Source organism: Kutzneria sp. CA-103260, from assembly GCF_018263855.1.
Classification (GTDB): domain Bacteria; phylum Actinomycetota; class Actinomycetes; order Mycobacteriales; family Pseudonocardiaceae; genus Kutzneria.
The window spans coordinates 7,095,021-7,119,622 of record NZ_CP073318.1; the positions used below are offsets into that span (position 1 = coordinate 7,095,021).

Annotated in this window: 33 protein-coding genes; 12 read left to right on the forward strand and 21 right to left on the reverse strand. The window is 71.6% G+C overall.

Translation table 11 applies throughout. The features are described from left to right. Positions 1-131: 131 nt before the first annotated feature. Complete coding sequence (rdgB, locus tag JJ691_RS31165; protein ID WP_211763153.1) at positions 132-737, reverse strand: RdgB/HAM1 family non-canonical purine NTP pyrophosphatase; 606 nt, start codon at positions 735-737, stop codon at positions 132-134. Continuing rightward, positions 734-1,507: a ribonuclease PH gene (gene rph / locus JJ691_RS31170; protein ID WP_211763154.1), complete on the reverse strand. Its 774-nt coding sequence runs from the start codon at positions 1,505-1,507 to the stop codon at positions 734-736. The genes rdgB and rph overlap by 4 nt, the downstream gene beginning before the upstream one ends. A gap of 57 nt (positions 1,508-1,564) precedes the next feature. Here rph and JJ691_RS31175 point away from each other — a divergent pair, with 57 nt between their 5' ends. After that, on the forward strand, positions 1,565-2,191 hold the full coding sequence (locus tag JJ691_RS31175) for a DUF2231 domain-containing protein (protein WP_211763155.1): 627 nt from the start codon (positions 1,565-1,567) through the stop codon (positions 2,189-2,191). Here the strand turns inward: JJ691_RS31175 and JJ691_RS31180 are convergent. From JJ691_RS31180 to JJ691_RS31190, 3 genes are read right to left on the reverse strand one after another with little or no spacing between them, the layout of a single operon-like run. Continuing rightward, positions 2,188-2,958 (reverse strand): MBL fold metallo-hydrolase, encoded by a 771-nt coding sequence (locus JJ691_RS31180; RefSeq protein WP_211763156.1) that lies wholly within the window; start codon positions 2,956-2,958, stop codon positions 2,188-2,190. The two genes, JJ691_RS31175 and JJ691_RS31180, sit on opposite strands and share 4 nt — an antisense overlap. Next, positions 2,955-3,788, reverse strand: a complete 834-nt coding sequence (gene murI / locus JJ691_RS31185; protein WP_211763157.1) for a glutamate racemase — start codon at positions 3,786-3,788, stop codon at positions 2,955-2,957. The genes JJ691_RS31180 and murI overlap by 4 nt, the downstream gene beginning before the upstream one ends. Next, complete coding sequence (locus tag JJ691_RS31190; protein ID WP_249227132.1) at positions 3,785-4,426, reverse strand: rhomboid family intramembrane serine protease; 642 nt, start codon at positions 4,424-4,426, stop codon at positions 3,785-3,787. Before JJ691_RS31190 ends, murI begins: the two co-directional genes overlap by 4 nt. Before the next feature lie 53 nt (positions 4,427-4,479). Between JJ691_RS31190 and JJ691_RS31195 the strand changes: the two genes are divergently transcribed. Beyond that, positions 4,480-5,346, forward strand: coding sequence for an SMP-30/gluconolactonase/LRE family protein (locus JJ691_RS31195; RefSeq protein ID WP_211763159.1), 867 nt, complete (start codon positions 4,480-4,482; stop codon positions 5,344-5,346). Here the strand turns inward: JJ691_RS31195 and JJ691_RS31200 are convergent. Beyond that, positions 5,343-6,314, reverse strand: a complete 972-nt coding sequence (locus tag JJ691_RS31200; RefSeq protein ID WP_249227133.1) for an LLM class flavin-dependent oxidoreductase — start codon at positions 6,312-6,314, stop codon at positions 5,343-5,345. The two genes, JJ691_RS31195 and JJ691_RS31200, sit on opposite strands and share 4 nt — an antisense overlap. Positions 6,315-6,377: 63 nt before the next feature. Continuing rightward, positions 6,378-7,130 (reverse strand): sulfite exporter TauE/SafE family protein, encoded by a 753-nt coding sequence (locus JJ691_RS31205; RefSeq protein WP_211763160.1) that lies wholly within the window; start codon positions 7,128-7,130, stop codon positions 6,378-6,380. 79 nt (positions 7,131-7,209) lie between these two features. On the opposite strand from JJ691_RS31205, the gene JJ691_RS31210 reads away from it, so the two are divergent. From JJ691_RS31210 to JJ691_RS31220, 3 genes are read left to right on the forward strand one after another with little or no spacing between them, the layout of a single operon-like run. Then, positions 7,210-8,121, forward strand: coding sequence for a LysR family transcriptional regulator (locus tag JJ691_RS31210; RefSeq protein ID WP_211763161.1), 912 nt, complete (start codon positions 7,210-7,212; stop codon positions 8,119-8,121). Between the two features lie 24 nt (positions 8,122-8,145). Then, positions 8,146-8,514 (forward strand): nuclear transport factor 2 family protein, encoded by a 369-nt coding sequence (locus JJ691_RS31215; RefSeq protein WP_211763162.1) that lies wholly within the window; start codon positions 8,146-8,148, stop codon positions 8,512-8,514. Beyond that, on the forward strand, positions 8,511-8,864 hold the full coding sequence (locus JJ691_RS31220) for a nuclear transport factor 2 family protein (protein WP_211763163.1): 354 nt from the start codon (positions 8,511-8,513) through the stop codon (positions 8,862-8,864). The genes JJ691_RS31215 and JJ691_RS31220 overlap by 4 nt, the downstream gene beginning before the upstream one ends. Before the next feature lie 45 nt (positions 8,865-8,909). Here the strand turns inward: JJ691_RS31220 and JJ691_RS31225 are convergent, their stop codons facing one another. The 9 genes from JJ691_RS31225 to clpS form a co-directional block, all read right to left on the reverse strand. After that, positions 8,910-9,089 carry a hypothetical protein gene (locus JJ691_RS31225; protein WP_211763164.1) on the reverse strand — a complete coding sequence of 60 codons (180 nt, stop codon included), beginning with the start codon at positions 9,087-9,089 and terminating at the stop codon, positions 8,910-8,912. Between the two features lie 263 nt (positions 9,090-9,352). Next, a complete protein-coding gene (locus JJ691_RS31230) occupies positions 9,353-10,303 on the reverse strand; it encodes a PLP-dependent cysteine synthase family protein (protein WP_211763165.1) in 951 nt (316 codons plus the stop codon). A 7-nt stretch (positions 10,304-10,310) separates the two neighbouring features. Next, the gene (locus tag JJ691_RS31235; RefSeq protein WP_211763166.1) at positions 10,311-10,589 is read right to left on the reverse strand and encodes a MoaD/ThiS family protein; all 279 of its coding nucleotides are present in this window, start codon (positions 10,587-10,589) and stop codon (positions 10,311-10,313) included. Positions 10,590-10,649: 60 nt separating this feature from the next. Further along, positions 10,650-11,075, reverse strand: coding sequence for a Mov34/MPN/PAD-1 family protein (locus JJ691_RS31240; RefSeq protein WP_211763167.1), 426 nt, complete (start codon positions 11,073-11,075; stop codon positions 10,650-10,652). Between the two features lie 37 nt (positions 11,076-11,112). Further along, positions 11,113-11,631: a DUF2017 family protein gene (locus JJ691_RS31245; RefSeq protein ID WP_211763168.1), complete on the reverse strand. Its 519-nt coding sequence runs from the start codon at positions 11,629-11,631 to the stop codon at positions 11,113-11,115. After that, a complete protein-coding gene (locus JJ691_RS31250; protein ID WP_211763169.1) occupies positions 11,628-11,867 on the reverse strand; it encodes an ATP-dependent Clp protease adaptor ClpS in 240 nt (79 codons plus the stop codon). Before JJ691_RS31250 ends, JJ691_RS31245 begins: the two co-directional genes overlap by 4 nt. Beyond that, complete coding sequence (locus JJ691_RS31255; protein ID WP_211763170.1) at positions 11,864-12,838, reverse strand: P1 family peptidase; 975 nt, start codon at positions 12,836-12,838, stop codon at positions 11,864-11,866. Before JJ691_RS31255 ends, JJ691_RS31250 begins: the two co-directional genes overlap by 4 nt. Continuing rightward, on the reverse strand, positions 12,835-13,392 hold the full coding sequence (locus tag JJ691_RS31260; RefSeq protein WP_211763171.1) for a DUF2017 domain-containing protein: 558 nt from the start codon (positions 13,390-13,392) through the stop codon (positions 12,835-12,837). The genes JJ691_RS31255 and JJ691_RS31260 overlap by 4 nt, the downstream gene beginning before the upstream one ends. Beyond that, positions 13,389-13,676 (reverse strand): ATP-dependent Clp protease adapter ClpS, encoded by a 288-nt coding sequence (gene clpS / locus JJ691_RS31265; RefSeq protein WP_211763172.1) that lies wholly within the window; start codon positions 13,674-13,676, stop codon positions 13,389-13,391. The genes JJ691_RS31260 and clpS overlap by 4 nt, the downstream gene beginning before the upstream one ends. Before the next feature lie 43 nt (positions 13,677-13,719). On the opposite strand from clpS, the gene JJ691_RS31270 reads away from it, so the two are divergent. Continuing rightward, positions 13,720-15,003, forward strand: coding sequence for a nicotinate phosphoribosyltransferase (locus JJ691_RS31270; RefSeq protein WP_211763173.1), 1,284 nt, complete (start codon positions 13,720-13,722; stop codon positions 15,001-15,003). 7 nt (positions 15,004-15,010) lie between these two features. Continuing rightward, the gene (locus JJ691_RS31275; RefSeq protein ID WP_211763174.1) at positions 15,011-15,580 is read left to right on the forward strand and encodes an isochorismatase family protein; all 570 of its coding nucleotides are present in this window, start codon (positions 15,011-15,013) and stop codon (positions 15,578-15,580) included. A gap of 14 nt (positions 15,581-15,594) precedes the next feature. On the opposite strand, the gene JJ691_RS31280 is transcribed toward JJ691_RS31275, so the two are convergent. Further along, a complete protein-coding gene (locus JJ691_RS31280; RefSeq protein WP_211763175.1) occupies positions 15,595-16,242 on the reverse strand; it encodes a choice-of-anchor P family protein in 648 nt (215 codons plus the stop codon). Between the two features lie 101 nt (positions 16,243-16,343). Continuing rightward, a complete protein-coding gene (gene wecB / locus JJ691_RS31285) occupies positions 16,344-17,507 on the reverse strand; it encodes a non-hydrolyzing UDP-N-acetylglucosamine 2-epimerase (protein ID WP_211763176.1) in 1,164 nt (387 codons plus the stop codon). A gap of 297 nt (positions 17,508-17,804) precedes the next feature. On the opposite strand from wecB, the gene JJ691_RS31290 reads away from it, so the two are divergent. The 5 genes from JJ691_RS31290 to JJ691_RS31310 are packed head-to-tail and all read left to right on the forward strand — an operon-like array spanning position 17,805 to position 22,212. Then, positions 17,805-18,194, forward strand: coding sequence for a hypothetical protein (locus JJ691_RS31290; protein WP_211763177.1), 390 nt, complete (start codon positions 17,805-17,807; stop codon positions 18,192-18,194). After that, on the forward strand, positions 18,191-18,922 hold the full coding sequence (locus tag JJ691_RS31295) for a glycosyltransferase (protein WP_211763178.1): 732 nt from the start codon (positions 18,191-18,193) through the stop codon (positions 18,920-18,922). The genes JJ691_RS31290 and JJ691_RS31295 overlap by 4 nt, the downstream gene beginning before the upstream one ends. A 13-nt stretch (positions 18,923-18,935) precedes the next feature. Further along, positions 18,936-19,523: a biotin transporter BioY gene (locus JJ691_RS31300; RefSeq protein WP_211763179.1), complete on the forward strand. Its 588-nt coding sequence runs from the start codon at positions 18,936-18,938 to the stop codon at positions 19,521-19,523. A gap of 2 nt (positions 19,524-19,525) precedes the next feature. Continuing rightward, entirely contained in the window at positions 19,526-20,146 is a 621-nt protein-coding gene (gene lipB, locus JJ691_RS31305) for a lipoyl(octanoyl) transferase LipB (protein ID WP_211763180.1), read from the forward strand. A gap of 32 nt (positions 20,147-20,178) precedes the next feature. Continuing rightward, complete coding sequence (locus tag JJ691_RS31310; protein ID WP_249227134.1) at positions 20,179-22,212, forward strand: ATP-dependent DNA helicase; 2,034 nt, start codon at positions 20,179-20,181, stop codon at positions 22,210-22,212. On the opposite strand, the gene JJ691_RS31315 is transcribed toward JJ691_RS31310, so the two are convergent. Genes JJ691_RS31315 through serB form a run of 3 tightly spaced genes read right to left on the reverse strand, consistent with a single transcriptional unit; the run spans position 22,209 to position 24,543 of the window. Then, the gene (locus tag JJ691_RS31315; protein WP_211763181.1) at positions 22,209-22,565 is read right to left on the reverse strand and encodes an OsmC family protein; all 357 of its coding nucleotides are present in this window, start codon (positions 22,563-22,565) and stop codon (positions 22,209-22,211) included. The two genes, JJ691_RS31310 and JJ691_RS31315, sit on opposite strands and share 4 nt — an antisense overlap. Next, a complete protein-coding gene (locus tag JJ691_RS31320; protein ID WP_211763182.1) occupies positions 22,562-23,320 on the reverse strand; it encodes a peptidyl-tRNA hydrolase in 759 nt (252 codons plus the stop codon). The genes JJ691_RS31315 and JJ691_RS31320 overlap by 4 nt, the downstream gene beginning before the upstream one ends. Beyond that, positions 23,317-24,543 (reverse strand): phosphoserine phosphatase SerB, encoded by a 1,227-nt coding sequence (gene serB, locus JJ691_RS31325; protein ID WP_442912487.1) that lies wholly within the window; start codon positions 24,541-24,543, stop codon positions 23,317-23,319. Before serB ends, JJ691_RS31320 begins: the two co-directional genes overlap by 4 nt. Between the last annotated feature and the right edge of the window lie 59 nt (positions 24,544-24,602).

Sequence of the window (24,602 nt, forward strand, 5' to 3'; positions counted from 1 at the left end):
GGGAGCGCCGGCGTTCCCCATGCTGGGAAGGGGGCTTTCCGTGCGTTCAATGCGGGGAAAGCCCCCTTCCCAGCATCAGGCCGGGTGCCGGAAACCGACATTCGGTGTGCCGGAGAGCGTGACTCGCGGGGTTACACGAGGGTGGCGGTGATGTGCGGGAGCAGCATCCGCAGGGCCCGGCCGCGGTGGGACAGGGTGTCCTTCTCGGCCGGGTCGAGCTCGGCGGAGGTTCGGGTCTCCCCCTCGGGCACGAAGATCGGGTCGTACCCGAAGCCGTTCGCGCCCCGAGCCTCGCGGATCAGGGTCCCCCGCCATTCGCCGCGGACGACAACCTCGGCACCGCCGGGCAGCACCAGGGCGGCGGCGCAGACGAAGGCGGCGCCGCGCCGGTCGTCGGGCACGTCGCCCATCTGCCCGAGCACGAGGTTGAGGTTGGCAGCGTCGTCGCCGTGGCGGCCGGACCAGCGCGCGGACAGCACACCGGGCATGCCGTTCAACGCGTCCAGGGCCAGGCCGGAGTCGTCGGCCACGGCCGGCAGCCCGGTGGCGGCGACGGCGTCCCGGGCCTTGGCCAGGGCATTGCCCTCGAACGTCGGATCGGTCTCCGGCGCCTCCGGGAAGTCGGGGACGGCGTCGAGGCCGATGACCTCGATGCCGGACACGTGCTCGGCGACGAGGATCCGGTCCAGCTCAACCAGCTTCTTGGCGTTGCGGGTGGCCAGCAGCAGCTTGGTCACGACCGGCGCCTGCCCTTGGCCGACGGCTCCGGCAGCTGGCCCGGGTAGGGCAGCGCCAGCGCCTCGTTCTGCAGGCGGGACAGCTCGGCGCAGCCGGCCAGGGCCAGGTCCAGCATCTGGTCCAGGGTGGAGCGGGCGAACGTGGCGCCCTCACCGGTGCCCTGCACCTCGACCAGCGTGCCGGCGTCGGTGGCGACCACGTTCATGTCGACCTCGGCCCGGGAGTCCTCCTCGTACGGCAGGTCCAGCCGGACCCGGCCGTCGATCACGCCGACGCTGACCGCGGACACCGAGCACGACAGCGGCTTGGGGTCGGCCAGCCGGCCGGCGGCGTCCAGCCAGGTGATGGCGTCGGCCAGGGCCACGTAGGCGCCGGTGATGGCGGCGGTGCGGGTGCCGCCGTCGGCCTGGATGACGTCGCAGTCGATGACGATGGTGTTCTCGCCCAGCGCGGCCAGGTCGATGCAGGCCCGCAGGGACCGCCCGATCAGCCGGCTGATCTCGTGCGTGCGGCCGCCGATCCGGCCCTTGACCGACTCCCGGTCGCCCCGGGTGTGGGTGGCCGAGGGCAGCATGGCGTACTCGGCGGTGACCCAGCCCAGGCCGGACCCGGCCCGCCAGCGCGGCACGCCCTCGGTGACGCTGGCCGCGCACAGCACGCGGGTGTTGCCGAACTCGACCAGCACGGATCCCGCCGGCCACTGCTGGTAGCCACGGGTGATCTTGATCTCGCGGAGCGACTCGTCGCCTCGGCCATCTGCTCTAACCACCCGGCTAGCCTACGGGCACCGATTGAACCGCTGACGCGATCCCAACGTGAGGTTGTCATGAACCTTGCCGCGAACACGTACACCTTCAACGGGCTGCCGCTGCACCCGCTGCTGGTGCATGCCGTCGTGGTGCTGCTACCCCTCGCCGCGGTCGGCAGCATCGTCATCGCCGTCGTCCCCAAATGGCGCCGCCGCTACTGGCTGCCGGTGCTGGTGCTGGCCGTGCTGGGCATCGGAGCGGTGCCGATCACCCAGCAGGCGGGCGAGGAGCTGTACGACAACCTGAAGGTCAACAACCCGGAGCTCAACCACCACGCGGACCTGGGCCACGCGCTGCTGCCGTACGCGATCACGTTCGGCGTGATGGTGCTGCTGCTGGTGATCGTGGGCCGGCTCGCCGACCGTGAGCGGGCCGGCGGCGGGGTCCGGGCGGCCGTCGCGTCGCCACGGCAGCAGCCGGTCGCGCCGGGCGTGCACAGCATCGAGGAGCTGGACGAGGAGACCACTGTCGCGCCCGCGCCGGACACGATCCAGGACGGCCGCCAGTCCGCGGGCCGGTTCTGGGGTCTGATCACGATCCTGGTCTCGCTCGCGGTGATCGCCAGCGCCGTCGCCGTGACCTACGAGATCTATCTCATCGGCGACAGCGGGGCCACGGCCGTCTGGAAGGGCGTCGGCGGCTAGACCTCGTACGTTCGGCCCTGCTCGGCGACCAGCACCTCGCCGTCGAACTCACCGCGCGCCTCGGCCAGCACGACCTGCGGGTCGGTCCACGGCGCGATGTGGGTGAGCATGAGCCGGCCCACGCCGGCCCGGCCCGCGGTCTGACCCGCCTGCCGGCCGGACATGTGCATGTCCGAGGGCCGGGTCGGCAGGTCGGTCCAGGTCGCCTCGGCCAGTAGCAGGTCGACGCCCGCGGACAGGGTGTCCAGCGCGGGGCAGGGGGCGGTGTCGCCGGAGTAGACCAGGGACTGGCCGTCGTGCTCGATGCGGAAGCCGTACGCCTCGCACGGGTGCGTGACCCGTGCGGAGGTCACCTTCAGCGGGCCGATCTGCACGGTCTCGTCGGTCAGCGGGTGGAAGTCGAAGACCGTGGAGAAGTCGGTGGTCACCCGCTCGGCGTCGTTGGGCGCGTACTGGGCGGCGAACCGACGGGCGGCGTCGGACGGGCCGTGCACCGGCAGCCGGCGCTGCCCCGGCGGATACGGCGGCTTCGGGTGGTACTGGCGCAGCACCGCCAGCGCGCTGAAGTCGGCGCAGTGGTCGGGATGCAGGTGCGAGAAGGCGATCGCGTCGATGTCGAACGCGTTGATCCGGGCCTGCAACGCGGCCAGGGCGCCGTTGCCCAGGTCCAGCACCAGCCGGAAGCCGTCCGCCTCGACCAGGTAGCACGGGGCGGGCGCGGCCGGCCCGGGCACGCTGCCCGAGCACCCGATGATGGTCAGCTTCACGGCGTAGAGGGTGACACGGCGTGGCCGACCGTTCCCACCTGCGGACCGAGGAACCGGCGGGCCAGTCGCAGGAAGAGCTCGGCCGGTCCGGTGGCGAGGAACTCGTGTTCCGCGAACTCTCCCTCCAATTGATCAAGGGGGGCTTCGCGCAACAGGTCGTGCTGGGTGAGCACCCGGACCACGTCCTTGGCGGTCTCCTCGGCGCTGGACACCAGCGTGACCTGGTCCCCCATCACGATCTGGATCACGCCGGTGAGCAGCGGATAGTGCGTGCAGCCGAGGATGAGCGTGTCCACGTCGGCGCGGTGCAGCGGCTCCAGGTACATCTCGCTCAGCCCCAGCACCTGCCGGCCCGAGGTGATGCCACGCTCCACGAAGTCCACGAACCGCGGGCAGGCGGCGCTGGTCAGCGTCACGTGCGGGGCGGCCGCGAAGGCGTCGTCGTAGGCGCGGGACTGCACGGTGCCCTGGGTGCCGATCAGGCCGATGCGGCCGGAGCGGCTGGTGGCCACGGCCCGGCGCACCGCTGGCTGCACGACCTCGACGACCGGGATGTCGTAGCGCTCGCGGGCGTCCCGCAGGCAGGCCGCCGACGCGGTGTTGCAGGCGATCACCAGCATCTTCACACCGCTGGCCACCAGCTGGTCGAACGCCGCGAGCGCGTGCCGCCGGGCCTCGGCGATGGGCAGCGGCCCGTACGGGCAGTTCGCGGTGTCGCCGAGATAGCGGACGCGTTCGCCGGGCAGCTGGTCCATGATCGCGCGGGCGACGGTCAGGCCGCCCACCCCGGAGTCGAAGATCCCGATCGGCGCGTCGGCGGCGGTTCTCACGCCGCGAGACTACCGGCGGGGCGGGTGGGCCGGTTGGCCATCGCCACCAGCCAGGCCGACAACAGACCGCCCAGCGCGCCGAACGCGTGCGCCTGCCACGAGATCTCCGGATTCACGTTGGGCAGCAGGCCCCACAGCGCGCTGCCCCAGTAGAACAACAGCACCGCGGCCACCGCGAGCTGCTTGATGCTGCGGTTGAACACGCCGCGCACCAACAGGAACGTCAGCCAGCCGAAGGCGATGCCGGAGGCTCCGACGGTGGACACGTCGGTGTCCTCGGTCAGCCACACGCCCAGGCCGCTGATCAGCCAGATCGTCGCCGTGACGGCCACCCACCGCCGCACCCCGATCGCCATGGCCAGCCAGCCGAACAGCAGCACCGGCAGCGTGTTGGAGGCCAGGTGCTGCCAGCTCACGTGCAGCAGCGGCGCCCAGATGATGCCGGGCAGGCCGCTCACCTCGTGCGACACGATGCCGTAGTCGCTGAGCCTGCCGCGGAAGAACGCCATGTTGACGAACTCGAGCAGGTACAGCAACGCGGTGAAGGCGCCGATGACGATGGCGGCTTGCAGCGGTTGCGGCGGGAGCACCCGGTTGACGGGCTTGCCAGGCGCCGACGGTACGGGAAGGGTAGCCACATAACCGAGAGTAAGCCGGTTACCGGTCCAGGGCATCAGGTACAACACCTAAGGTGAAGCTAGTGGTTGAAGTGGCGGTGCGCGGCGACGCGACGCTCGGTGAAGGCCCCACGTGGGACACGTCGACGTCCACGCTGCTGTGGGTGGACATCCTGGGTAGCGCGGTGCACCGGTACGACCCGGGCAGCGGCCGTGACGCCGTGCTGCCGACGCCGCAGCACGTGGGCGCGGCCAAGCCTCGCGCCGCCGGCGGGCTGATCGCCAACCTGCGGGACGGCGTGGCGCTGCTCGACGCCGACGGCACCCGGCGTTGGCTGGTGTACTGGGAACGCGAGGGCGTGCGCGGCAACGACGCGGCGGTCGACGGCGCGGGCCGGCTGTGGGCCGGCACCATGCGCTACGACGCCGCCGAGGGCGGCGGCTGGCTGGCCCGGGTGGAGCCGGACGGGGCGGCCAAGGTGCTGCTCGACGACGTGACGATCAGCAACGGTCTGGGCTGGAGCCCGGACAACACGCTGATGTACTACATCGACACACCGACCCAGCGGGTCGACGTGTTCGACTACGACCTGGCCACCGGGACGGCCGTCAACCGCCGTCCACTGTGCACGGTCGAGGGGACCCCGGGCTCCCCCGACGGCCTGTGTGTGGACGCCGACGGGTGCGTGTGGGTGGCGCTGTGGGACGGGCACGCCATCCGTCGCTACACGCCCGAGGGCAAGCTGGACCGTCAGGTGCCGATGCCGGTGGCGCGGGCGACGGCATGTGCTTTCGGCGGCCCGAACTTCACGGACCTGTACGTGACGACTGCTCGTGAAGGGCTCGCCCCGGAGCAGTTGGCCGAGCAGGAACTGGCCGGATCCCTGTTGGTGCTGCCCGATTTCGGCGTCGGCGTGCCGTCCACGCTGTTCGCCGGCTAGTCGCGCACCGCCTCGGCCAGCAGGCGGTACGAGTTGACCCGATCGTCGTGGCCGGGCATCAGGGTGAGCGCCATCAGCTCGTCGGCGCCGGTCCCGGCGATCAGCTCGGACGCCTTGTGCCGCACCGTGTCGCGGCCGCCGACGAGCTGCCGGTCCGCGAAGTTCCGGACGTGGTCATGCTCCTGCGCCGAGAAGGAGTACGCGTCCGCCGCCGCCTGGTCGGGGAACGCGTCGAACCGGGTCCCGGCCCGCATCCAGATCCTGGAAAGCAGGTAGGGGCGGGCGAGCCGGTCGGCCGCCGCGTCCGATTCCGCCACGATGGCGGTCGCGCACACCAGCGCGTACGGCTCGGCGAGGTCCTCGGACGGCTGGAAACCGTCGCGGTAGGCGTGCAGCGCCTCCTCGCTGGCCGCCGGGTTGATCTGGTGCGCGTAGGCGTATCGAAGTCCCAGTCGGGCCGCGGTTCTCGCGCTGGCCGGACTCGAGCCGAGCAGCCAGATCGGCGGGCGTTGCTCGCCGGCCGCGCCGGCGTCGATCGCACCGTCACGACGAGGCGTGAAGTACCCGGCCAGCGCGGCAAGCTGCTCGGCGAACTCCTCGTCGCCCGGGTTTCCCGCCCTCCGCAACGCCTGCGCGGTGCGTGCGTCGCCACCGGGCGCACGGCCGACACCGAGGTCGATTCGTCCCGGATGGAACGCGGACAGCATGCCGAACTGCTCGGCCACCACCAGCGGCGCGTGGTTGGGCAGCAGCACGCCGCCAGATCCGATCCGGAGCGTGGACGTCGCGTTGGCCAACTGTCCGGCCATGACGGCCGGTGCCGTGGCGGCGAGGCATGGCGTGTTGTGGTGTTCGGCCGCCCAGTGCCGGCGATAGCCGAGCCGCTCGACCGCCGCGGCGAGGCTCAGGGATGCTCGCAGTGCACTGCTCGCGGTGCCACCGCGCCAGACCGGCGCGACGTCCAGCACCGACAGCTTGATCCCGTCAGAAATGACTTCCCCCTTGGTCGATCCCGATGGTAGCGGGATCGACTAGAAGGCGCGCAGCATCAGCGTGGACGCGGTGATCAGACCGAGGACGCCGATCACCGAGCGCAGCGCGGTGGCCGGGAGGTGCCGGGCCAGGCGGGCCCCGAGGGGTCCGCCGATCGCCGTGGTCGCGGCCAGCACGATCGCCGCCGGCCAGTTCACCGGGGCAGTGAAGCAGAAGATCAGCCCGGCCACGCCGTTGGCCACCGTCTGCAACACGTTCTTGAGCGCGTTCATGCGATGGGCGTCGTCGGTGACCAGAAGTCCCAGCAGTGCCGCGAAGATGATGCCGACGCCCGCGCCGAAGTAGCCGCCGTACGCGCCGTTGGCGAGCATGCTGGCGGTCAGCGCCGGCTTGTTGCGGTGCGGGGCGACGGCCCGCAACTTCTTGGCCAGCAACGGTTGCGTGAGCACCAGCACCGCGCCGAGCGCCAGCAGACCCGGGGCCGCGTAGTCGAAAACCTTGCTGGGCAAGGTGAACAGCAGGATCACGCCGAGGACCGAGCCGATCGCCGCCGGCGGCACGACCTTGCGCAGGGTCCGGCCCTGCCCGCGCAAGTCCCCGCGGAGGCGGATGGTCGCGGCGATCGAGCCGGGCACCACGCCGACGCAGTTGGTCACGTTGGCGGCCAGCGGGCTCAGCCCGAGGCCGACCATCAGCGGGAAGGTCAGGATGGCGCCCGCGCCGGCGACGGCGTTGAGCATGCCGACGACCAGTCCGGTCGCGGCGACGAGACCGAGGGCCAGTGGAGTCACCTCTTGAGGGTCGTCCCGGCGGTATTGATGCGTCCAATGAACATTCCCCATGGAATCGATGCGTGCTACACATCGATTCGTGGACGTGGACGAACTGCGCTGGTTCATCAGGGTCGCGGAGAGCCGGACCGTGACCGAGGCGGCCGAGACGCTGCACGTGTCCCAGCCCGCGCTGTCCCGGGGACTGGGGCGGCTGGAACGGGAACTCGGCGCGCCGCTGTTCGACCGGATCGGGCGGGTGCTGCGGCTCAACGCCAACGGTTCCGCGCTGTTGGAGGCGGCCCGGCGGGCGGTGTCGGCGGTCGACGGCGCCCGGCGGACCATCGGCGAGCTGGCCGATCCGGACCGGGGCACCGTCAACCTGGCGTTCCTGAACACCATGGGGCCCTTGGTCGTGCCGCACCTGATGAGCGCCTACCGGCCGCGGCGGCCCCAGGTGCAGTTCCGGCTGCGACAGGGCGGGACCGAGCGGATCCAGCAGTACCTGCTCGACGGTGTCGTGGACATGCTGCTGATCTCCACACCGACCAGACCGGAGATCATCTGGCAGCCATTGCTGACCGAGCCGCTGGTGCTGGTCGTGCCTTCGTCGCACCGGTTGGCCGGACGGTCGTCGGTTCGGCTGGCCGAGGTGCGCGACGAGCCGTTCGTGATGTTCGCCCGGGGCTTCGGGCTGCGGCCGACCACCGAGCGGCTGTGCCAGGAGGCCGGGTTCACGCCGCGTATCGAGTGCGAGGGCGAGGACGGCGCCACCCTGCGGGGGCTCATCGGCGCGGGCTGCGGGGTCGGGCTGCTCGGACCGGGACCCGCGCCGGTGCCCGGCATCGTCGAGCTGGCGGTGTCCGCGCCGGCCTGCTTCCGCACCATCGGCCTGGCCTGGTGCGACCGCTTCATGCCCGCCGCCGCCGACGCCTTCCGCTCGTTCGCCCTGGCCGAGGCGAAACCCCCTGGCATGTGGCGCCCGTTCACGCTAGCGTTGGATACGGAGTGATGGTTCCGTTTAGGGGGTTTCGAGATGACCGCACCCGCAGAGGTGTTCCGGCAACTGGTCGACGGCGTCGTCGGCCACCAGTGGGACCAGCTGCCCCTGTTGTACGCCGAGGACGCCGTCGTCGTGCACCCGTTCAGCACCGATCCGGCCGTCGCCCGCCTGGAGGGCCGGACCCAGATCCGCGAGCACTTCGCCCGCGCCGCCGAGATGGCCGTCGAGTTCCGGGCCGAGGACCTGGTCGTGCACCAGACCACCGACCCCGAGGTCGTCGTCGGCGAGTACACCTACCGCGGCAGCCTGGGCGGCCAGGACGTCGCCATGCCGATGATCCTCGTGGTCCGGGTCCGCGACGGCCTGATCGTCGAGTCCCGGGACTACGCCGGCAACCGATGACCACGCCGGCCGAAGTCTTCCACCGGCTGCTGGACGGCGTCACCGGCCGGAAGTGGGACGAGCTGCCGCTGCTCTACGCCGAGGACGCGGTGGTCGTGTACCCGTTCACCGGCGCTCGACTGAGCGGTCGCTCGCAGATCCGCGAGCACTTCGCCGCCGCGGCGACCCGCGGTGTCGACCTCCGGGCCGAGGACGTCGTGGTGCACGAGACCACCGACCCCGAGCTCGTGATCGGAGAGTTCGTGTACCGCGGCCGCCGAGACGGCCGGGACATCGACGCGCCACGGATCTTCGTGATGCGCATCCGCGACGGCCTGATCGTGGAGTCCCGCGACTACGGCAACGGGTGATGGACGTGTGGGCCACCGAGGCGTATCGGTAGCCCACACGTCGGTTCAGCTGATGACGCGGTGCCCGAGTCCCACGACTGCGAGCCCGGTGCCGATGGCGACCGCCGGCCCCGCCACCAGGCCGGAGCCCACGCCGGCGAGCGCGCCTGTCAACAGGATGAAAGCCCAGCGCAACGGCAGCCTTTCCGGCTCCTGCCCGGTTCGCGTGTCCCTGCGCGTGGTCACCGTTCGTCACCTCGCTCGCCAGCTGGATCCGCCTTGACTGATGGTGTTGATCGCATGGCAGCGAGCCAACCAGTGACCAGGCGGCTCGACTCACAAAAAATGCACAAGTTGCGGACAACTCGGAAGTTGTTCACAGCTTTCGCGAGATGCTCTTCCACGGGGTCGTTCCGTGTGCGACCTTCGGGCATTGAGCTGAGCAAACGCATGTGAGTGGCTCACTTGACTCCAACGAGTCAAGTGAGCCACTCACGTAGCGGAAAGAGCTAGGCCCAGAGGTGGCCGTCCATGCGCTGGGCGGCCTCGTCGAGGGTGCCGGAGTAGGCGCCGGTGGACAGGTACTTCCAGCCGGCGTCGGCGACGACGAAGACGACGTCGGCGGGCTTGCCGGCGGCGGCGGACTTCTCGGCGGCGGCCAGCGCCGCGTGCAGAATGGCCCCGGTGGAGATGCCGGCGAAGATGCCCTCGGTCTCCAGCAGCTGCCGGGTGCGGCGCAGCGCGTCGTAGGAGCCGACGGAGTAACGGCCGGTCAGCACCTCGGGGTCGTAGAGCTCGGGCACGAAGCCCTCGTCGAGGTTGCGTAGGCCGTAGACCAGCTCGCCGTAGCGGGGCTCGGCGGCGATGATCTGGATGTCGGGCTTGTGCTCCCGCAGGAACCGGCCGGCGCCGACGAGGGTGCCGGTGGTGCCCAGGCCGGCCACGAAGTGGGTGACCGACGGCAGGTCCCGAAGGATCTCGGGACCGGTGCCGTTGTAGTGCGCCTGCGCGTTGGCCGGGTTGCCGTACTGGTAGAGCATCACCCAGTCGGCGTTCTGCTTGGCCAGCTCCTTGGCCATGGCCACGGCCTGGTTGGAGCCGCCGGCCGCCGGCGAGAACACGATCCGGGCGCCGTAGGCCTGCAGCAGCTGCTTGCGCTCGGTGGAGGTGTTCTCGGGCATCACGCAGACCAGGCCGTAGCCCTTGAGCTTGGCCGCCATGGCCAGCGAGATGCCGGTGTTGCCGGAGGTCGGCTCGAGAATGGTGCAGCCCGGCCACAGCGTGCCGTCCCGCTCGGCCGCCTCGATCATGGCCAGCGCGGGCCGGTCCTTGATCGAGCCGGTCGGGTTGCGGTCCTCCAGCTTCGCCCACAGCCGCACCGTCTCCGACGGCGACAGCCGGGGCAGCCCGATCAGGGGCGTGTCACCGAGGGCGTCGAGCAGCGAGTCGTACCGGGCCACGGCGAGGTCAGCGGCTGCCGCCGGCCACGGCCGGCAGGATGGTCACGTTGTCGCCGTCGGCGACCTTGGCCTCCAGGCCGCCGGCGAAGCGCACGTCCTCGTCGTTGACGTAGATGTTGACGAAGCGGTGCAGCACGCCGTCCTTGACCAGGCGGGCCTTCAGGCCGCCGTGGTTGGACTCCAGGCTGTCGATGACCTCGGCGAGCGTGGCGCCGCTGGCCTCGACGGACTTCTCGCCGCCGGTGTGGGTGCGCAGGATCGTCGGAATCGAGACGCTGATGGCCATGTGCTGTCTAACCTCCGCTATCGGCCTTGACTGTTGGCTGGGACGCCCGGCACCGGCCGGTTATTCCCCGTAGGACTCGACGATCTCCACCGGCTCCTCGGCGACCTGGCCGTCGACGATCCGGTAGGACCGGAACTCGTGGGTGTCCGGCTCCCGGGTGGACACCAGCACGTAGTGCGCCTCCGGCTCGCCGGCGTAGGACACGTCGGTGCGGGACGGATACGCCTCGGTCGCGGTGTGCGAGTGGTAGACCACCGCCGGCACCTCGTCGTTGGCGTCCATCTCCCGGTACAGCCGCAGCAGGTCGCCGGACTCGAACTCGTAGAACGTGGGCGACCGGGCGGCGTTGAGCATCGGCACGAAGCGCTCGGGCCGGGCCGGCGACGGACCCGCGATCACTCCGCACGCCTCGTCGGGATGGTCCCGGCGGGCGTGTTCGACGATGGCCTCGACCAGGTCACGGCGGATCACCAGCACGGTACCCATCCTAGTAGGTGGCCGGTGTTGTCCCGAGGTATGGGAATCAGCCGGTCAGCTGGGCGGCCAGCTCCGGACGCAGCGCCGTGACCAGCTGTCCCTGCAGGTCAGCGAACAGCCCGGCCTGCCGCACGCCGACGTCACTCGATCGGGTGTCGCCCTGGACGCCCCGCGGCACCCACACCAGCCGGGCCTGGCCCAGGACCTTGATCCAGTCGTCCACGCCGGACAGCGGGTAGCTAGCCGGCCCGGAGTCCGGGATCGACGCCAGCACCCGCCGGGCCGCGTCCCGCAGCTCCTCCCGCAGGCCCACGCCGAAGCGGGCCAGGAACTCCTGCGCCGACGGGCCGTACTCGGAGACCGGCGGCAGCACCCGGTCCAGCAGGGCCAGCCGCTCCCGGTCGAACCGCCAGCGGTCCCGGAACCCGCCCTGCGGCGGCGCGTCGTCCAGCAGCCGGGCCAGCGTGCCGATGCCCTCCCGCAGCGCGGACACCGTGTGCTCGGTGAGGTTGAGCAGCACCTGGTTCTCGCCGACGACCACGTCGAAGCCGTGGGACCAGCTCATGGCGTGTTCCTCTCGATCACCGGCCGCAGCCCGAAGCCCAGCATCCGGGCGGCGATCACCTCGGCGTCGCCCCGGGTCTCCGCCAGGCCGACAGTGGCCTTGCCCTCGGCCCCGATCTGCCTGGTCAGCGTCACGGCGTCGGCCAGCGGCAGCCCGCACACCCGGTTCAGCACGTCGGCGACGACCGTGTCCTCGCTGCGCAGGTCGTTGTAGGCGACCACCCGGAAAACAGTCACAATCCCCCCAAAGCGTCCGGCCATGCGTCACGGTACGCCGGCACGCCGGCGACGGTGGTGGCGGCGAGGATGCCGTGCACGATGGCCCGGGCGAACACCTGCGCGCCGGCTTCGCACACCCGGTCCAGAGCCATGCCCCGAACGCCGGACAGCTCCTGCCGGCCGGTCGCGAGGGCGAAGATCGTGTCGCCGTCGTACATGGCGTGCGCGGGGCGGATGGCCCGGGCGAGGCCGTCGTGGGCGACGGCGGCCACGCGCTGGCACTCGGCCTTGGACAGCACGGCGTCGACCGCGACGACGCCGATGGTGGTGTTCAGTGCCGACCGCTTGGGCTTGAGCTCCACGGCCGCGGCACCCGGGTCCGACAGGCCGAACTCGCCGTCGACCTCGTGGTCCACGGCCCACGGGACACCGGCGGGATTCACGGCCTCCCCCATGGCATTCACGGCGACGATGGCACCGACGGTCAGCCCGTCGACGACCATGGAAGCCGTACCGATGCCGCCCTTCAAAGACCCGCACCGCGCACCGGTTCCGGCGCCGACACAGCCCTGCTCGACCGGGCCGTCGGTGGCGGCTTGGCAGGCCGCGTAACCGAAGGCGGCGCCCGGACGGTTGCCCCAGTCGGAAAGCTTCAGGTCGAACAGCACCGCCGACGGCACCACCGGCACCACCTCGTGCGGCAACTCCCCCACGCTCACGCCGTGGTTGTGCTCCGCCAGCCACCGCATCACGCCGTCGGCAGCCGCGAGCCCGTAGGCGCTGCCGCCGGTCAGGCACACGCCGTGGATCTCCTGCACCAGCCGGGACGGCTCCAGCACGTCCGTCTCCCGCGTGCCCGGCGCGCCACCGCGCTGGTCCACGCCGGCGGTCGCGCCGTCGGGCACGAGAACCACGGTCGTGCCGGTGGCCCAGCCGTCGCCGAGCCGCTGGTGCTGGCCGACCAGCACACCGGGCACGTCGGTGATCACGACGACACCGCGGTGACCAGGCTCTCCTGCACCCAGGTCAGCCAGTGGTAGACGCCGAGGTGGGACGAGCGGGGATCGTCCTCCGGCAGCTCGTCCGGCATGTCCTCGGTGACGTCCAGGGCCGTGCCCAGGGCCAGCCGCACGTCGTTGATCGCCGACAGCCAGGCGTCGGCCTGCTCCGTCGACAGCACGATCCGGCCGCCGTCCGGCGGGCACGTGTCCATCACCACCTGGGCCACGCCCGTCTTCGCGGCCAGCAGCTCCGGCTCGTGCAGGCTGCGCATGGCCGCCGCCGAGTCCAGGTCCTCCTTGGACGGCTGGTCGTCGTCCAGCCGGTGGAAGTCGGGCAGCAGCCGGGACAGGATCGGGTCGTCGGGCGCCGTGGACGGGCCCACCCTGATCCCGGTCAGCTCGGCCAGCTCGTCCTCGGGCGCGTCCTGCTCACGGGCGGCCAGCATGTCCAGCACCTGGCCCACCAGCCCGCGCAGGATCGCCGCCTCCTGCCGGTCCACCTCGGCGACGAGCTGCTCGCCCTGCCGTTGCCAACCTCTCACGACTTCTGCTGCATGGTCGCCCACAGGCCGGCGGCGTGCAGTTTCGCCACGTCCGACTCCACCTTCTCCTTGCTCCCGGACGAGACGATCGCCCGGCCCTTGTGGTGCACGTCGAGCATCAGCTTGGTGGCCTTCTCTCGGCTGTAGCCGAAGATCTTCTGGAGCACGTAGGTGACGTAGGACATCAGGTTGACCGGGTCGTTCCAGACGACGGTCAGCCACGGATTGTCCTCGCTGCCGACCTCGCTTACCTCCGGCCGCTCATGCTCGACGGGCGTGGTCATACCGCCAATGGTGTCATGCCGTTCCCCGTTAGGCTGATCAGCTATGACCAGTTCGAGCACCGCGCTGCTCACCGACCACTACGAGCTGACGATGCTGTCCAGCGCGCTGCGGGACGACACCGCCGACCGCCCCTGCGTGTTCGAGGTGTTCGCCCGCCGCCTGCCCGACGGCCGCCGCTACGGCGTGGTCGGCGGCACCGCCCGGCTGCTGGACGCCATCACCCGGTTCCGGTTCGACCGGGCCGAGCTGGACCAGCTGGCCGCGGCCGAGGTGGTGGACGACCGGACGCTGGCATGGCTGGCGGACTACGAGTTCACCGGCGACGTGGACGGCTACCCCGAGGGCGAGCTGTACTTCCCGGGCTCGCCGATCCTGACCGTGCGGGCCCCGTTCGCGACCGGTGTGGTGCTGGAGACACTGGCGCTGTCGATCCTCAACCACGACAGCGCGATCGCCTCGGCGGCGGCCCGCATGGTGACCGCGGCCAACGGCCGTCGCATGATCGAGATGGGCTCGCGGCGCACCCACGAGGAGGCGGCGGTGGCCTCGGCCCGGGTGGCCTACCTGGCCGGCTTCACGGCGACCTCGAACCTGGAGGCGGGCCGCCGCTACGGCATCCCGACCGCCGGCACCTCGGCGCACGCCTTCACGCTGCTGCACGACAGCGAGGCGGCGGCGTTCCGGGCCCAGGTGGAGCAGCTGGGCGCCAGTACAACGCTGCTGGTCGACACGTACGACATCACCAAGGGCATCCAGACGGCGGTGGAGGTCGCGGGCCCGGAGCTGGGCGCGATCCGCATCGACTCGGGCGACGTGGGACCGCTGGCCCGGCAGGCGCGCGAGCAGCTGGACTCGCTCGGGGCCCGCAACACGAAGATCGTCGTCTCCGGCGACCTGGACGAGTACGCCATCGCGGCGCTGCGCGCGGAGCCGGTGGACGCCTACGGCGTGGGCACCTCGCTGGTGACCGGGTCCGGCGCGCCGACCGCCGGCATGGTCTACAAGCTGGTGGAGGTGGCCGGCCGGCCGGTGGCCAAGCGCAGCTCGCACAAGGAGTCGCGCGGCGGCCGCAAGGGCGCGCTGCGCCGCTTCCGCGAGACGGGCACCGCGACCGAAGAGGTCGTCTACACCATGGACAATCGCCCCGAGCCGGGCGAGCACGACCGCGAGCTGCAGATCCCCCTGCTGCGGGCTGGACAGCCGGTGGCGGACCTGCCGACCATCGAGCAGAGCCGGGAACGACTGCGGCAGGCCCTGGTCAGCGTGCCGTGGGAGGGCCTGAAGCTCTCGCACGGCGAACCGGCGATCCCGACGACCTTCCTGTGAGGCTGCGATGGCTACCGCACTGATCGTGGTGGACGTGCAGAACGACTTCTGCGAGGGCGGCTCGCTGGCGGTGGCCGGCGGCGCGGCCGTGGCGGCCGATGTGTCCCGGCACATCGCGTCCAGCGCGTACGACCATGTCGTGGCGACCCGGGACTACCACATCGATCCCGGCGCCCACTTCAGCGAGACACCGGACTTCGTGGACAGCTGGCCGGTGCACTGCGTGGCCGGCACGGCGGGCGCCTCGTTCCACCCGGAGCTGGACGTCGTCCCGGTGCGGGCGGTGTTCTCCAAGGGCGCCTACGCGGCGGCGTACTCGGGTTTCGAGGGCGACGGCCCAGCGGGCAGGTCACTCACGGATTGGTTGCGGGACAACGGGGTCGACCGCGTTGACGTGGTCGGCATCGCGACCGACCACTGCGTGCGCGCGACGGCGTTGGACGCGAGCAGGGCGGGATTCGCCACCACGGTCCTGCTGGATCTGACCGCGGGCGTGGCGACCGAGACCACCGACCGGGCGCTGGATGAGCTGCGCTCGGCCGGCGTCACGCTGGTGGGAACCCCGAGGCTCGGCTGAGCCCCGGGGTCACCTCACGAGGTGGGTGAGCAGGCGGCGTGGCCGACGATCACGTCGCCGCTCATCGGGCCGTCGCCGTTGGGGAACAGCTCGATGTGCAGCATGTTGATGGTCACGCTGCCGTCGTTGGGGTCGGCCTGGATGACCTCGTTGAAGACGATCTTGGCCTGCGGGTGGTCGGCCGGGCCGACGGTGGCGGTGTAGTTGGCCGGGATCGGCTTCGGCGCGTTCACGCCCTGCAGGCCGCTGAACTGGAAGGCGACCGTGGTGCTGGTGGTCGTGGCCGCGCAGCTCGCGGCATAGCTGGCCAGCTTGATCTCCGGGCCGCCGTAGGGCGTCAACGCGGTGAGGTCGAAGCTGCCGCCGGTGGCCTGCATCTTGGCCGTCTTCGCGCCGGCGTCCTTGGTGCACGTGGTGTTGCCGGCGCCGAAGCTGGCCACGCCACGCGCGGTCGTGCCGTTGCTGGTGTTCTGCTGGTCGGCCGTGACGTCGCACGGTGCGATCGGCGGCACCGTGACGGGACGGCCGGTGCGGGTCACGTCGACCGATCCCAGCGAGGTCTGGCCAAGCGGCGTCGCCCCGGCCGGAACCGCCGTGAGCGTCATCGCCGCGGCAACCGCGGCCGCCCCGGCTCCGACGCGCCGCGCGCTCCTGCTGAGCATTCGGATCCTTTCTCCGGTGAGGGTCGTTCGCGTCCGATCATCTGCGCCCGGTCGCCGTCATGTAACCCGACGGGGCGTTAGCCACCCATACGAGTGACACATCAGCGGATTGACACCAATTCCGGGGTGTGCGCGCTCACTCCGCCGGTGCCCAGCAGCCGGTCGAGCGCCGCCACCACCCGTTGGCCGGCCTGGCCGTCACCGAACGGATTCTGTCCGGACGGCAGGCGCAGGTGCGAGCCCAGCAGCCAGTCGGCCTCAGCGACGATGCGGGTGTCGTTGGTGCCGACCACCCAGGCGTAGCCGGCGTCGACCGCCTCGGTGCGTTCGGTGTGGTCCCGGACCACCAGCGTCGGCACCCCGAAACTCGGCGCTTCCTCTTGCAAGCCACCGGAATCGGTGACCACCAGCGCCGCCTGCCGCAACGCGCGGAGCAGGTCCGGGTAGTCCAGCGGCTCGCAGAGCCACACCCGGTCGTGTCCCTGCAAGGCACCCGACACCTGGGCCTGCACCGAGGGATTGGGGTGCATCGGCAGCAACACGTGCACGTCGGGGTGACGATCCACCATGGCCCGCACGGCGGCCAGCACCCGGTCCAGGGGCGCGCCCCACGACTCACGGCGGTGCACGGTCACCAGCACGATGCGGCCCTGGTCGGCGTTGACTCGCGCCTCCAGCTCCAGCAAGGCCTTGCTGCGTGGCGGCAGATTCGCGGCGACGACGTGTTGCAGAGCGTCCACAACAGTGTTGCCGGTGACAGTGATTCGTTGGCTGGGCACGGACTCCGCGCGCAGCTGGCGCGCGGCGGCCTCGGTCGGCGCGAGGTGCAGGGCGGCGATCCGGGAGATCATCTGCCGGGTGCCCTCCTCAGGGAAGGGCGAGGCCAGGTCTCCGGTCCGTAGCCCGGCACCCAGGTGCACCACGGGCACGCCGCGCCAGTAGGCGGTCATCGCGCCGGCCAGCGCGGTCGACGTGTCGCCCTGAACCATCACGACGGCCGGGTGGCGGCGCACGATCAGCTCGTCCAGCCGTCGCAGCATGCCGGCGACCAGTTCGGCCTGGCTGCCGATCTCGCGGCGTAGCGGCACAAAGGCGTCCGGCCGCAGGTCGAAGGCGGACAGCGCCTGCTCGACCATGCCCACGTGCTGTCCGCTGTGCACGATCATCGGACGCAGCAGGGGGTGGCCGGACAGCGCGAGCGCCACCGGCGCGGCCTTGAGTGCCTCCGGCCGGGTGCCGGCCAGCAGCAGCACTTCGGTGCTCAAGGGGCTCGCTCCTCACATGTCCCGGGTCGACGACCGGCGGGCGGGATGTGTTTCGCGCATGCGGGGGTCCTCCTGGCAGGTGGGAGAAGGGCGAGCTTTGGACTATTGACCTTCACCCGAACTAGGCAAAGCTCGGCGACCCACATGAGGGACACCGTTCCACCGTTTCGCCCAGCCGCCACTACGCAGGGTGCCGATCTCAGCCAGTTCAGCGTCACCTAGCCACCCGTTCCGGCCGTTCAGGCAACGGAGCGCGACTCCGATACCTCGCTGGACGCGAACGTGAAAGGACCACGCGTGACAGTTGTGACAACCCATCGCGCCCCGGTGTCGGACCGGGCCGTCGTGGTGCTGCTGGTCGCGGTCGCCGCCGGGCTGGTGCTCGCGCGCCGGCTCTACCGCGACGTGGAGATCGCCCTGGCCGGACTGGCGACCCCGTCCGTCCACACCGGACAGGCGGGCCGGTCGGCCTACCTGCTCGTGCCACTGCTCCTGACGGTCTCGGTGGTAGTCGCACTGTGGCCCCGGACCGTCCGGAAGGCGTTGGTGGCGCTGGGTTTCACCACGGCGGCACTGGCCGCGGTGGACGTGTTGGCGGTGTTGCTGGGGTCCCTGGCCGGTGTGCTCGGCGGGATGGCCTCGCTGGTGTTGTTCGGGTGGTTGGCCGTGCGGCGGGAGAAGTTATGAACCTGGGTGATCCGACCAGACTGGAGTGGCACTTCTTCGTGCCGTGCCGTGACGAGCAGGCCGTCATCGGCGGCACCATCACGTATCTGCGGCAGACCTTCAAGGCGGCGCACGTCTGGGTCATCGACGACGACTCCGACGACCGGACCGCCGCCGTGGTGCGGAGTCTGCGCCGCATCGAGGGGCGGTACATCCACCTCGTGCAGCGCTACCGGCCACAGGCTCGGACCGGCAAGGACGACGCCCTCGACGCCGCGTACCGGGCGCTCAAGGTGTGGCAGGGCCGGCACGCCACGCCCGAGCGGGCCATCATCACCGTGCTCGACGCCGGCAGCCGGCCGGCCTGGAACTGCCTGGGCATCACCGCCGCGCAGTTCGAGGACCCGCGGACCGGGGCCGTGCAGATCGACGTGCGGACCAACGGCGAGGGCCGGAGCTGGTTCAAGCGGCTCACCAACGCCTACCTGGCCCGGCCGGCCGACGCGAACCCGTTGAGCGGCAACGGCCGGTTCGTCCGGCTCTCCGCCCTGGACTCGATCGCCGGGCCCGAGGGCAAGCCGTGGCGGGGCATGCGCCCGCTGACCATCGGGTACGCCCGGGACACCTTCATCTACCAGCCGTCGACGCCCAGCCGGCTGCCGGTGCCCGAGATCGCCGCCGGGGTGAGAAAAGTCCCAGCTGTCCGCTACCCGTCCCCGATTAGGGTCACAACGAGTAACTCGTTGTGAGGAGGGGACCCTGATGTCCGTGCTCGCTGTGACCGATCGCCGGGCCGTGCTGGCCGACGCGATTCCCGGTGCCCTGGCCAAGGATGCCGCCCTGGTGCTGTCCGGCGCCGCGCTGACCGGGTTGGCCGCGCAGATCGCCGTGCACATCCCGGGCAGCCCGGTTCCGGTCACCGGCCAGACCTTCGCCGCCCTGCTGGTCGGCGCCGGCATCGGCTGGAAGCGCGGCGGGCTGTCGCTGGCGCTGTACTTCGTCGCCGGGCTCGCCGGCGTGCCGTGGTTCACCGACGGGGCCGCCGGCTGGGCCTCGGTCACCGGCGGCTACCTGGTCGGCTTCATCGCCGCCAGCGCCCTCGTCGGTGCTCTGGCCCGCGTCGGCGGCGACCGCACGCCGCTACGCACCGTCGGCACCATGGTGCTCGGCAACCTCGTCATCTACGCCGTCGGCGTGCCCTGGCTGATGGCCGCCACCGGCATGGATCTGCGGGCCGCACTGCTGGCGGGAGTCGTGCCCTTCCTCCTCGGTGACGCAATCAAGGTCGCCCTCGCTGCGGGCCTGCTGCCCGGCACCTGGGCCCTGGTCCGCCGCTTCCAGCAGTCCTGACCATGCGGCGGATCGATCTCGGCGTCGTCGACTACGAGCAGGCCGCCGCGGACATGCGCGGGTGGGTGGCCGAGCGCCAGGAGGACCGGGCCGAGGACCGGCTCTTCCTGCTCAGCCACCCGCCCGTGGTCACCTACAGCCCACGCACCGACCCGGCGGATCTGCCCACCGGCATGCAGATCGTCGAGGTGGACCGCGGCGGCTACGCGACGTATCACGGGCCTGGGCAGCTGATCGGGTACCTGGTGGTCAACGTGCGGCAGCGCGGGCCGGTGGACATCGTGCGGTGGGTGGAGAACGGGCTCATCGAGGCGTTGGCGGCACTGGGGTTCGCAACCGTCCGGCGGGAGACTCCGCCCGGCGAGAGCAGCCTGGTCGGGGTGTGGACGCCGGATCACCGCAAGCTGGTGTCGATCGGCATGCGGATCCGGCGTGGTGTCACGAGCCACGGATTCGCCATCAACGTCGACCCTGACATGTCGGTGTACCGCGACTTCACCGCTTGTGCACTGCCCGGCGTGACGATGTGCTCACTGGCCGAACTGGCTTCGGAGCAGGGAGTTTCCACGCCGTCGGAGGCGGCGGTCCGGGACGCGGTCGCCACGGCCCTCGGCGCTGCGTAAGCCTGTCAGGGTGGGCGGGTAACGTCTTCGCCGTGCCGGAACTGCCCTCAGTCGAAGACCTGCTCGCCGAAGCCGTGGAAGCCCTCGGTGGCAAGCAGCGGCCCGGGCAGGTGGAGATGGCGCTGGCGGTGGAGCGGGCCATCCGGACCGGGGAGCACCTGGCCGTGCAGGCCGGCACTGGCACTGGGAAGTCGCTGGGCTACCTCGTGCCCGCGGTGCGGCACGCGGTCGCCGAGGACGCCACGGTGGTCGTGTCCACCGCAACGATCGCGTTGCAACGGCAGCTGGTGGACCGGGACCTGCCGCGGCTGGCGCAGGCGCTGAAGAAGACGCTGGGCCGTGAGCCCACGTTCGCCATCCTCAAGGGCCGCCGCAACTACCTGTGTATGCACAGGGTGCATTCCGGCGCGCCGGACGAGCCCGAGGACGAGGGCCTGTTCGACCCGTTCGCGATCTCCCGGCTGGGGCGGGACGTGAAGCGGCTGCACGAGTGGTCGTCGGACACCGAGACCGGCGACCGGGACGAGTTGGTGCCCGGGGTCAGCGACCAGGCGTGGCGGCAGCTTTCGGTCAGCGCCAAGGAATGCCTGGGCGTGTCCAAGTGCCCGATCGGCGTCGACTGCTTCGCCGAGCGGGCCCGGGCCGAGGCCGGCCGGGCCGATGTGGTCGTCACCAACCACGCGCTGCTGGCCATCGACGCCCTCGAGGGCTACAAGGTGTTGCCCGAGCACGATCTGGTGATCGTGGACGAGGCGCACGACCTGGTGGACCGGGTGACCTCGGTCGCCACCGCCGAGCTTTCCACCGCCTCGCTGGCGATCGCCGTGCGGCGGTGCGGGCGGCAGATCGAGGAGGACGTCGCCGACCAGCTGTCCGAGGCTGGCGAGGGCCTGGAGATCGTGCTGTCGGAGATGCCCGTCGGTCGCCTGGACTCGATGCCCCGGGCGCTGTCCGGCGCCCTGGCCGCCGTGCGGGACTCCGCGCACCGCTGCATCACCGCGCTCGGTCCGGAACGCAAGGAGGATCCCGAGGGCGCCGTCGGCCGCAAGCTCGCGCTCGCGCTGCTCGACGAGGTCCACGACACCTCCGTGCGGCTGCTGGAGGCGTTCGACGAGGACGAGGCCCACCGGCGGGACGTCGTGTGGCTGGCCGGCGACTTCCGTGACGACAGCAAGCCGCCCACCGTGAAGGTCGCGCCGCTGGGAGTCGGCGGGCTGCTGCGGGAACGGCTTTTCGCGCCTCGGACCACCGTCCTCACTTCGGCCACGCTCACCCTCGGCGGCACCTTCGACGCCCTCGCCCGGCAGTGGGGTCTGCCCGCCTCCAGCCAGGTTCCGGTGGTCGACGCCACCGCCACCGAGAAGGAGGCTCCGTCCGACCTGAGCGTGCCTCGGTGGAGCGGCATGGACGTGGGCTCCCCGTTCGAGCATGGGCGCAGCGGAATCCTCTACCTGGCCCGGCATCTGCCCACCCCCGGCCGGGACGGCCTGCCGCCCGCCTACCTCGACGAGCTCGTCGACCTCGTCAACGCCGCCGGCGGCCGGACGCTCGGGCTGTTCTCCTCCATGCGGGCCGCCAAGCAGGCCACCGAGGCCATCCGCTCGCGGATCGAGTACCCCGTGCTGTGCCAGGGCGAGGACTCCACCGCCCAGCTCGTCAAGAAGTTCGCCGAGGACGTGCGCTGCTGCCTGTTCGGCACCCTGTCCCTGTGGCAGGGCGTCGACGTCCCCGGCGACTCCCTGCAACTCGTCGTCGTGGACCGGATTCCCTTCCCCCGACCCGACGACCCCCTCGCCTCCGCCCGGCAGCGAGCCGTGGAAGCCCGTGGCGGCAACGGTTTCCTCACCGTCGCCGCCACCCACGCCGCCCTCCTGCTCGCTCAGGGCGCCGGCCGCCTGCTGCGTTCCACCAACGACAAGGGCGTCGTGGCCATCCTCGACCCCCGCCTGGCCACCGCCCGCTACGGCGGCTTCCTGCGCGCCTCCCTGCCCCCGTTCTGGACCACCCACGACCCGGAGGTCGTCCGCGCCGCCCTCAAACGCCTGGACGCCGCCGCGTCGGCCTAGCCGTTCAGCCGGACGGTCACCGGGGCGCCGTGCTCGACGGTGCGGCTGACCTTGCACTCGCGGGCCACGGCCCGGGGAACGATGGTGGCCAGCGGCTCGTCGGCGGGGAGGTCGAACGCGATGTCGACGCTACGGAGCTCGTGCGCGGCCTGCTCCCCGGAGGCGGTGACCGTGAAGGAATCGCCGCCACGGCGGGTGATGAGCTGCTCGGCGGTCATGGCGGCGCAGGCAGCGAGGGCGGCTTCCAGCAGTTGGACCGCGGAGAAGCCGTCGCCGCCGATCTCGACGGTGGCACCGTCCGCGGTGGTGGCGACGAACCGGCCCTCGCCGATCCGCTGCACCGTGACGCTCACGATGCCCGCTGGGCGACGACGGTGACGGTGCCGGGGGCGACCTCGGTAAACCCGGCGTCTCGCACGGCGACGACGCCACGGGACTGCCAGGCCCCGGCAGGATCGTCGCCGGGGACGAGAAGCTTCCAGTCGGCGGGCTCGGGAGTCCTTACCGCGCAGGGGAATCCGGCGGCCTGCCAGGCGGCCAGCTCGTCTGCCGGCAGTAGCGCGGCGAGCAGCATGGTGGCGTGGCCGACCTGGGCGGCGGCCTTGCCGGCGGTCATCGGCACGTCCGGATTGATCCACAGCACCGGCGCCCCAGCCGGGGCGGCACCAGGCTGGTCGAACGGCAGTTCGCTGCCGGTGATCTGGAGCCGGCGCACCTCGTGCGGCGTCTCGGCGACCTTCCACGGCAGCAGCGCCCGGGCCTCCGCGTCGCCGACCCGCACGGTCACGCCCGGCAGCGCCTGCACGGCCTCCCAGTGCGCGCCACGGGCCCGCCGGGAGACCTTGCGGATCCGGCCGTCGATCCACGCGGTGACCTCGCCGTGCCACTCCCCCGCGGGGTCAGCGGCCCGTGGGTCCAGGCAGACGGCGATCGCCGCCGCGGCGGCAGCCTCCAGCAGCGGCGTCCGGGCCGGTGGCGTGGCCTTCTCGATGCGCAGCACTATCGGCATGGCCCGGACCTCGGCCGGGTCCTCGTCGGAGGTGTCCTGCGGCGCGGGGCGGCGCAGCCACCAGGCGTAGCGGTCGGCAAGCGGTTGAAGCACGTTCACAGTCGCAAGGGTTCCAGACCGTCGGCGGCGTCCGCTGCCTCGACCTCGGCACGGGTGACGCCGAGCACGAACAGCACGGCGTCCAGGAAGGGGTGCGACAGGGCGGCGTCGGCGACCTCACGCAGCGCGGGCTTGGCGTTGAAGGCCACGCCCATGCCGGCGGCGGAGAGCATGTCGATGTCGTTGGCCCCGTCGCCGACGGCGACGCACTGGGCCAGCGGGATGTGGAAGGAGTCGGCGAACTCGCGCAGCGCCTCGGCCTTGCCGGCCCGGTCGACGACCCGGCCGGTGGTGCGCCCGGTCAGCCGCCCGTCGACGACCTCCAGCTCGTTGGCCATGCAGAAGTCCAGCCCCAGCTCGTCGGCGAGGCCCTGGATGACCCGGGTGAAGCCGCCGGAGACCACGCCGCAGCGGAAGCCGAGGCGCTTGAGCGTACGAATGGTGGTGCGAGCGCCGGGGGTCAGCTCCAGCTCGCCGGCGACCTCGTCGAGCACTTCGGCGGGCAGCCCGGCCAGCAGCGCGACCCGCCGCTCCAGGGACTGGGCGAAGTCCAGCTCGCCGCGCATGGCGGCCTCGGTGATCTGCCGGACCTGGTCCTCGCAGCCGGCGCGGGCGGCCAGCATCTCGATGACCTCGCCCTGCACGAGCGTGGAGTCCACGTCGAACACGACCAGCCGCTTGGCCCGCCGGGTCAGCCCGGCCCGCTCCACCGCCACGTCCAGGTTGACCCGCGAGGACACCTCGGCGACGGCGCTGCGCAGCAGGGCGTCCTGCTCCGCGGTGTCGTCCGGCACGGAGACCCGCAGCTCAAGGCCGGTCACGGGGTAGTCGGCGACGCGGTGGATGGCGTCGATGTTCACGCCGAGCGCGGCCAGCTTGCGGGCCACCTCGGTGAACGCCCGGGCGGTGACCGGCCGGCCGAGCACCACGAGCACGTGGCTGGAGCCGTGCTGGGAGGAGCTGCGCGGGTCGGCCCCGATCTCCACGTCCACGTTCATCGCGACGCTGGCCATGGCCTGCTCAACTGTCTCCTGCAGGCCCTCCGGGTCGCGCTCGTCCTTGACCAGCACGCCGAGCACCAGCTTGCCCCGGATGACCACCTGCTCCACGTCGAGCACTTCGACGCCGTGCCGGGTCAGCACCGCGAACAGCACCGACGACACGCCGGGCTTGTCCGGTCCGGTGACGGTGATCAGGACCGTGCTGGCTTGGGGGCTAATCACCCGCCCAGTTTGCCGGAAAAGCAAGCGGGCCCCGGTGTGTCAGTGATCACCGGGGCCCG

What these genes read in the sequence shown, in the direction of transcription:
- JJ691_RS31175 (WP_211763155.1), top strand. Translation starts at nt 1,565, where the DNA reads ATGAACCTTGCCGCGAACACGTACACCTTCAACGGGCTGCCGCTGCAC.
- JJ691_RS31215 (WP_211763162.1), top strand. Translation starts at nt 8,146, where the DNA reads ATGACCGCACCCGCAGAGGTGTTCCGGCAACTGGTCGACGGCGTCGTC.
- JJ691_RS31220 (WP_211763163.1), top strand. Translation starts at nt 8,511, where the DNA reads ATGACCACGCCGGCCGAAGTCTTCCACCGGCTGCTGGACGGCGTCACC.
- JJ691_RS31235 (WP_211763166.1), bottom strand. Translation starts at nt 10,589, where the DNA reads ATGGCCATCAGCGTCTCGATTCCGACGATCCTGCGCACCCACACCGGC.
- JJ691_RS31240 (WP_211763167.1), bottom strand. Translation starts at nt 11,075, where the DNA reads ATGGGTACCGTGCTGGTGATCCGCCGTGACCTGGTCGAGGCCATCGTC.
- JJ691_RS31245 (WP_211763168.1), bottom strand. Translation starts at nt 11,631, where the DNA reads ATGAGCTGGTCCCACGGCTTCGACGTGGTCGTCGGCGAGAACCAGGTG.
- clpS (WP_211763172.1), bottom strand. Translation starts at nt 13,676, where the DNA reads ATGACCACGCCCGTCGAGCATGAGCGGCCGGAGGTAAGCGAGGTCGGC.
- JJ691_RS31270 (WP_211763173.1), top strand. Translation starts at nt 13,720, where the DNA reads ATGACCAGTTCGAGCACCGCGCTGCTCACCGACCACTACGAGCTGACG.
- JJ691_RS31275 (WP_211763174.1), top strand. Translation starts at nt 15,011, where the DNA reads ATGGCTACCGCACTGATCGTGGTGGACGTGCAGAACGACTTCTGCGAG.
- JJ691_RS31280 (WP_211763175.1), bottom strand. Translation starts at nt 16,242, where the DNA reads ATGCTCAGCAGGAGCGCGCGGCGCGTCGGAGCCGGGGCGGCCGCGGTT.
- JJ691_RS31295 (WP_211763178.1), top strand. Translation starts at nt 18,191, where the DNA reads ATGAACCTGGGTGATCCGACCAGACTGGAGTGGCACTTCTTCGTGCCG.
- JJ691_RS31300 (WP_211763179.1), top strand. Translation starts at nt 18,936, where the DNA reads ATGTCCGTGCTCGCTGTGACCGATCGCCGGGCCGTGCTGGCCGACGCG.
- lipB (WP_211763180.1), top strand. Translation starts at nt 19,526, where the DNA reads ATGCGGCGGATCGATCTCGGCGTCGTCGACTACGAGCAGGCCGCCGCG.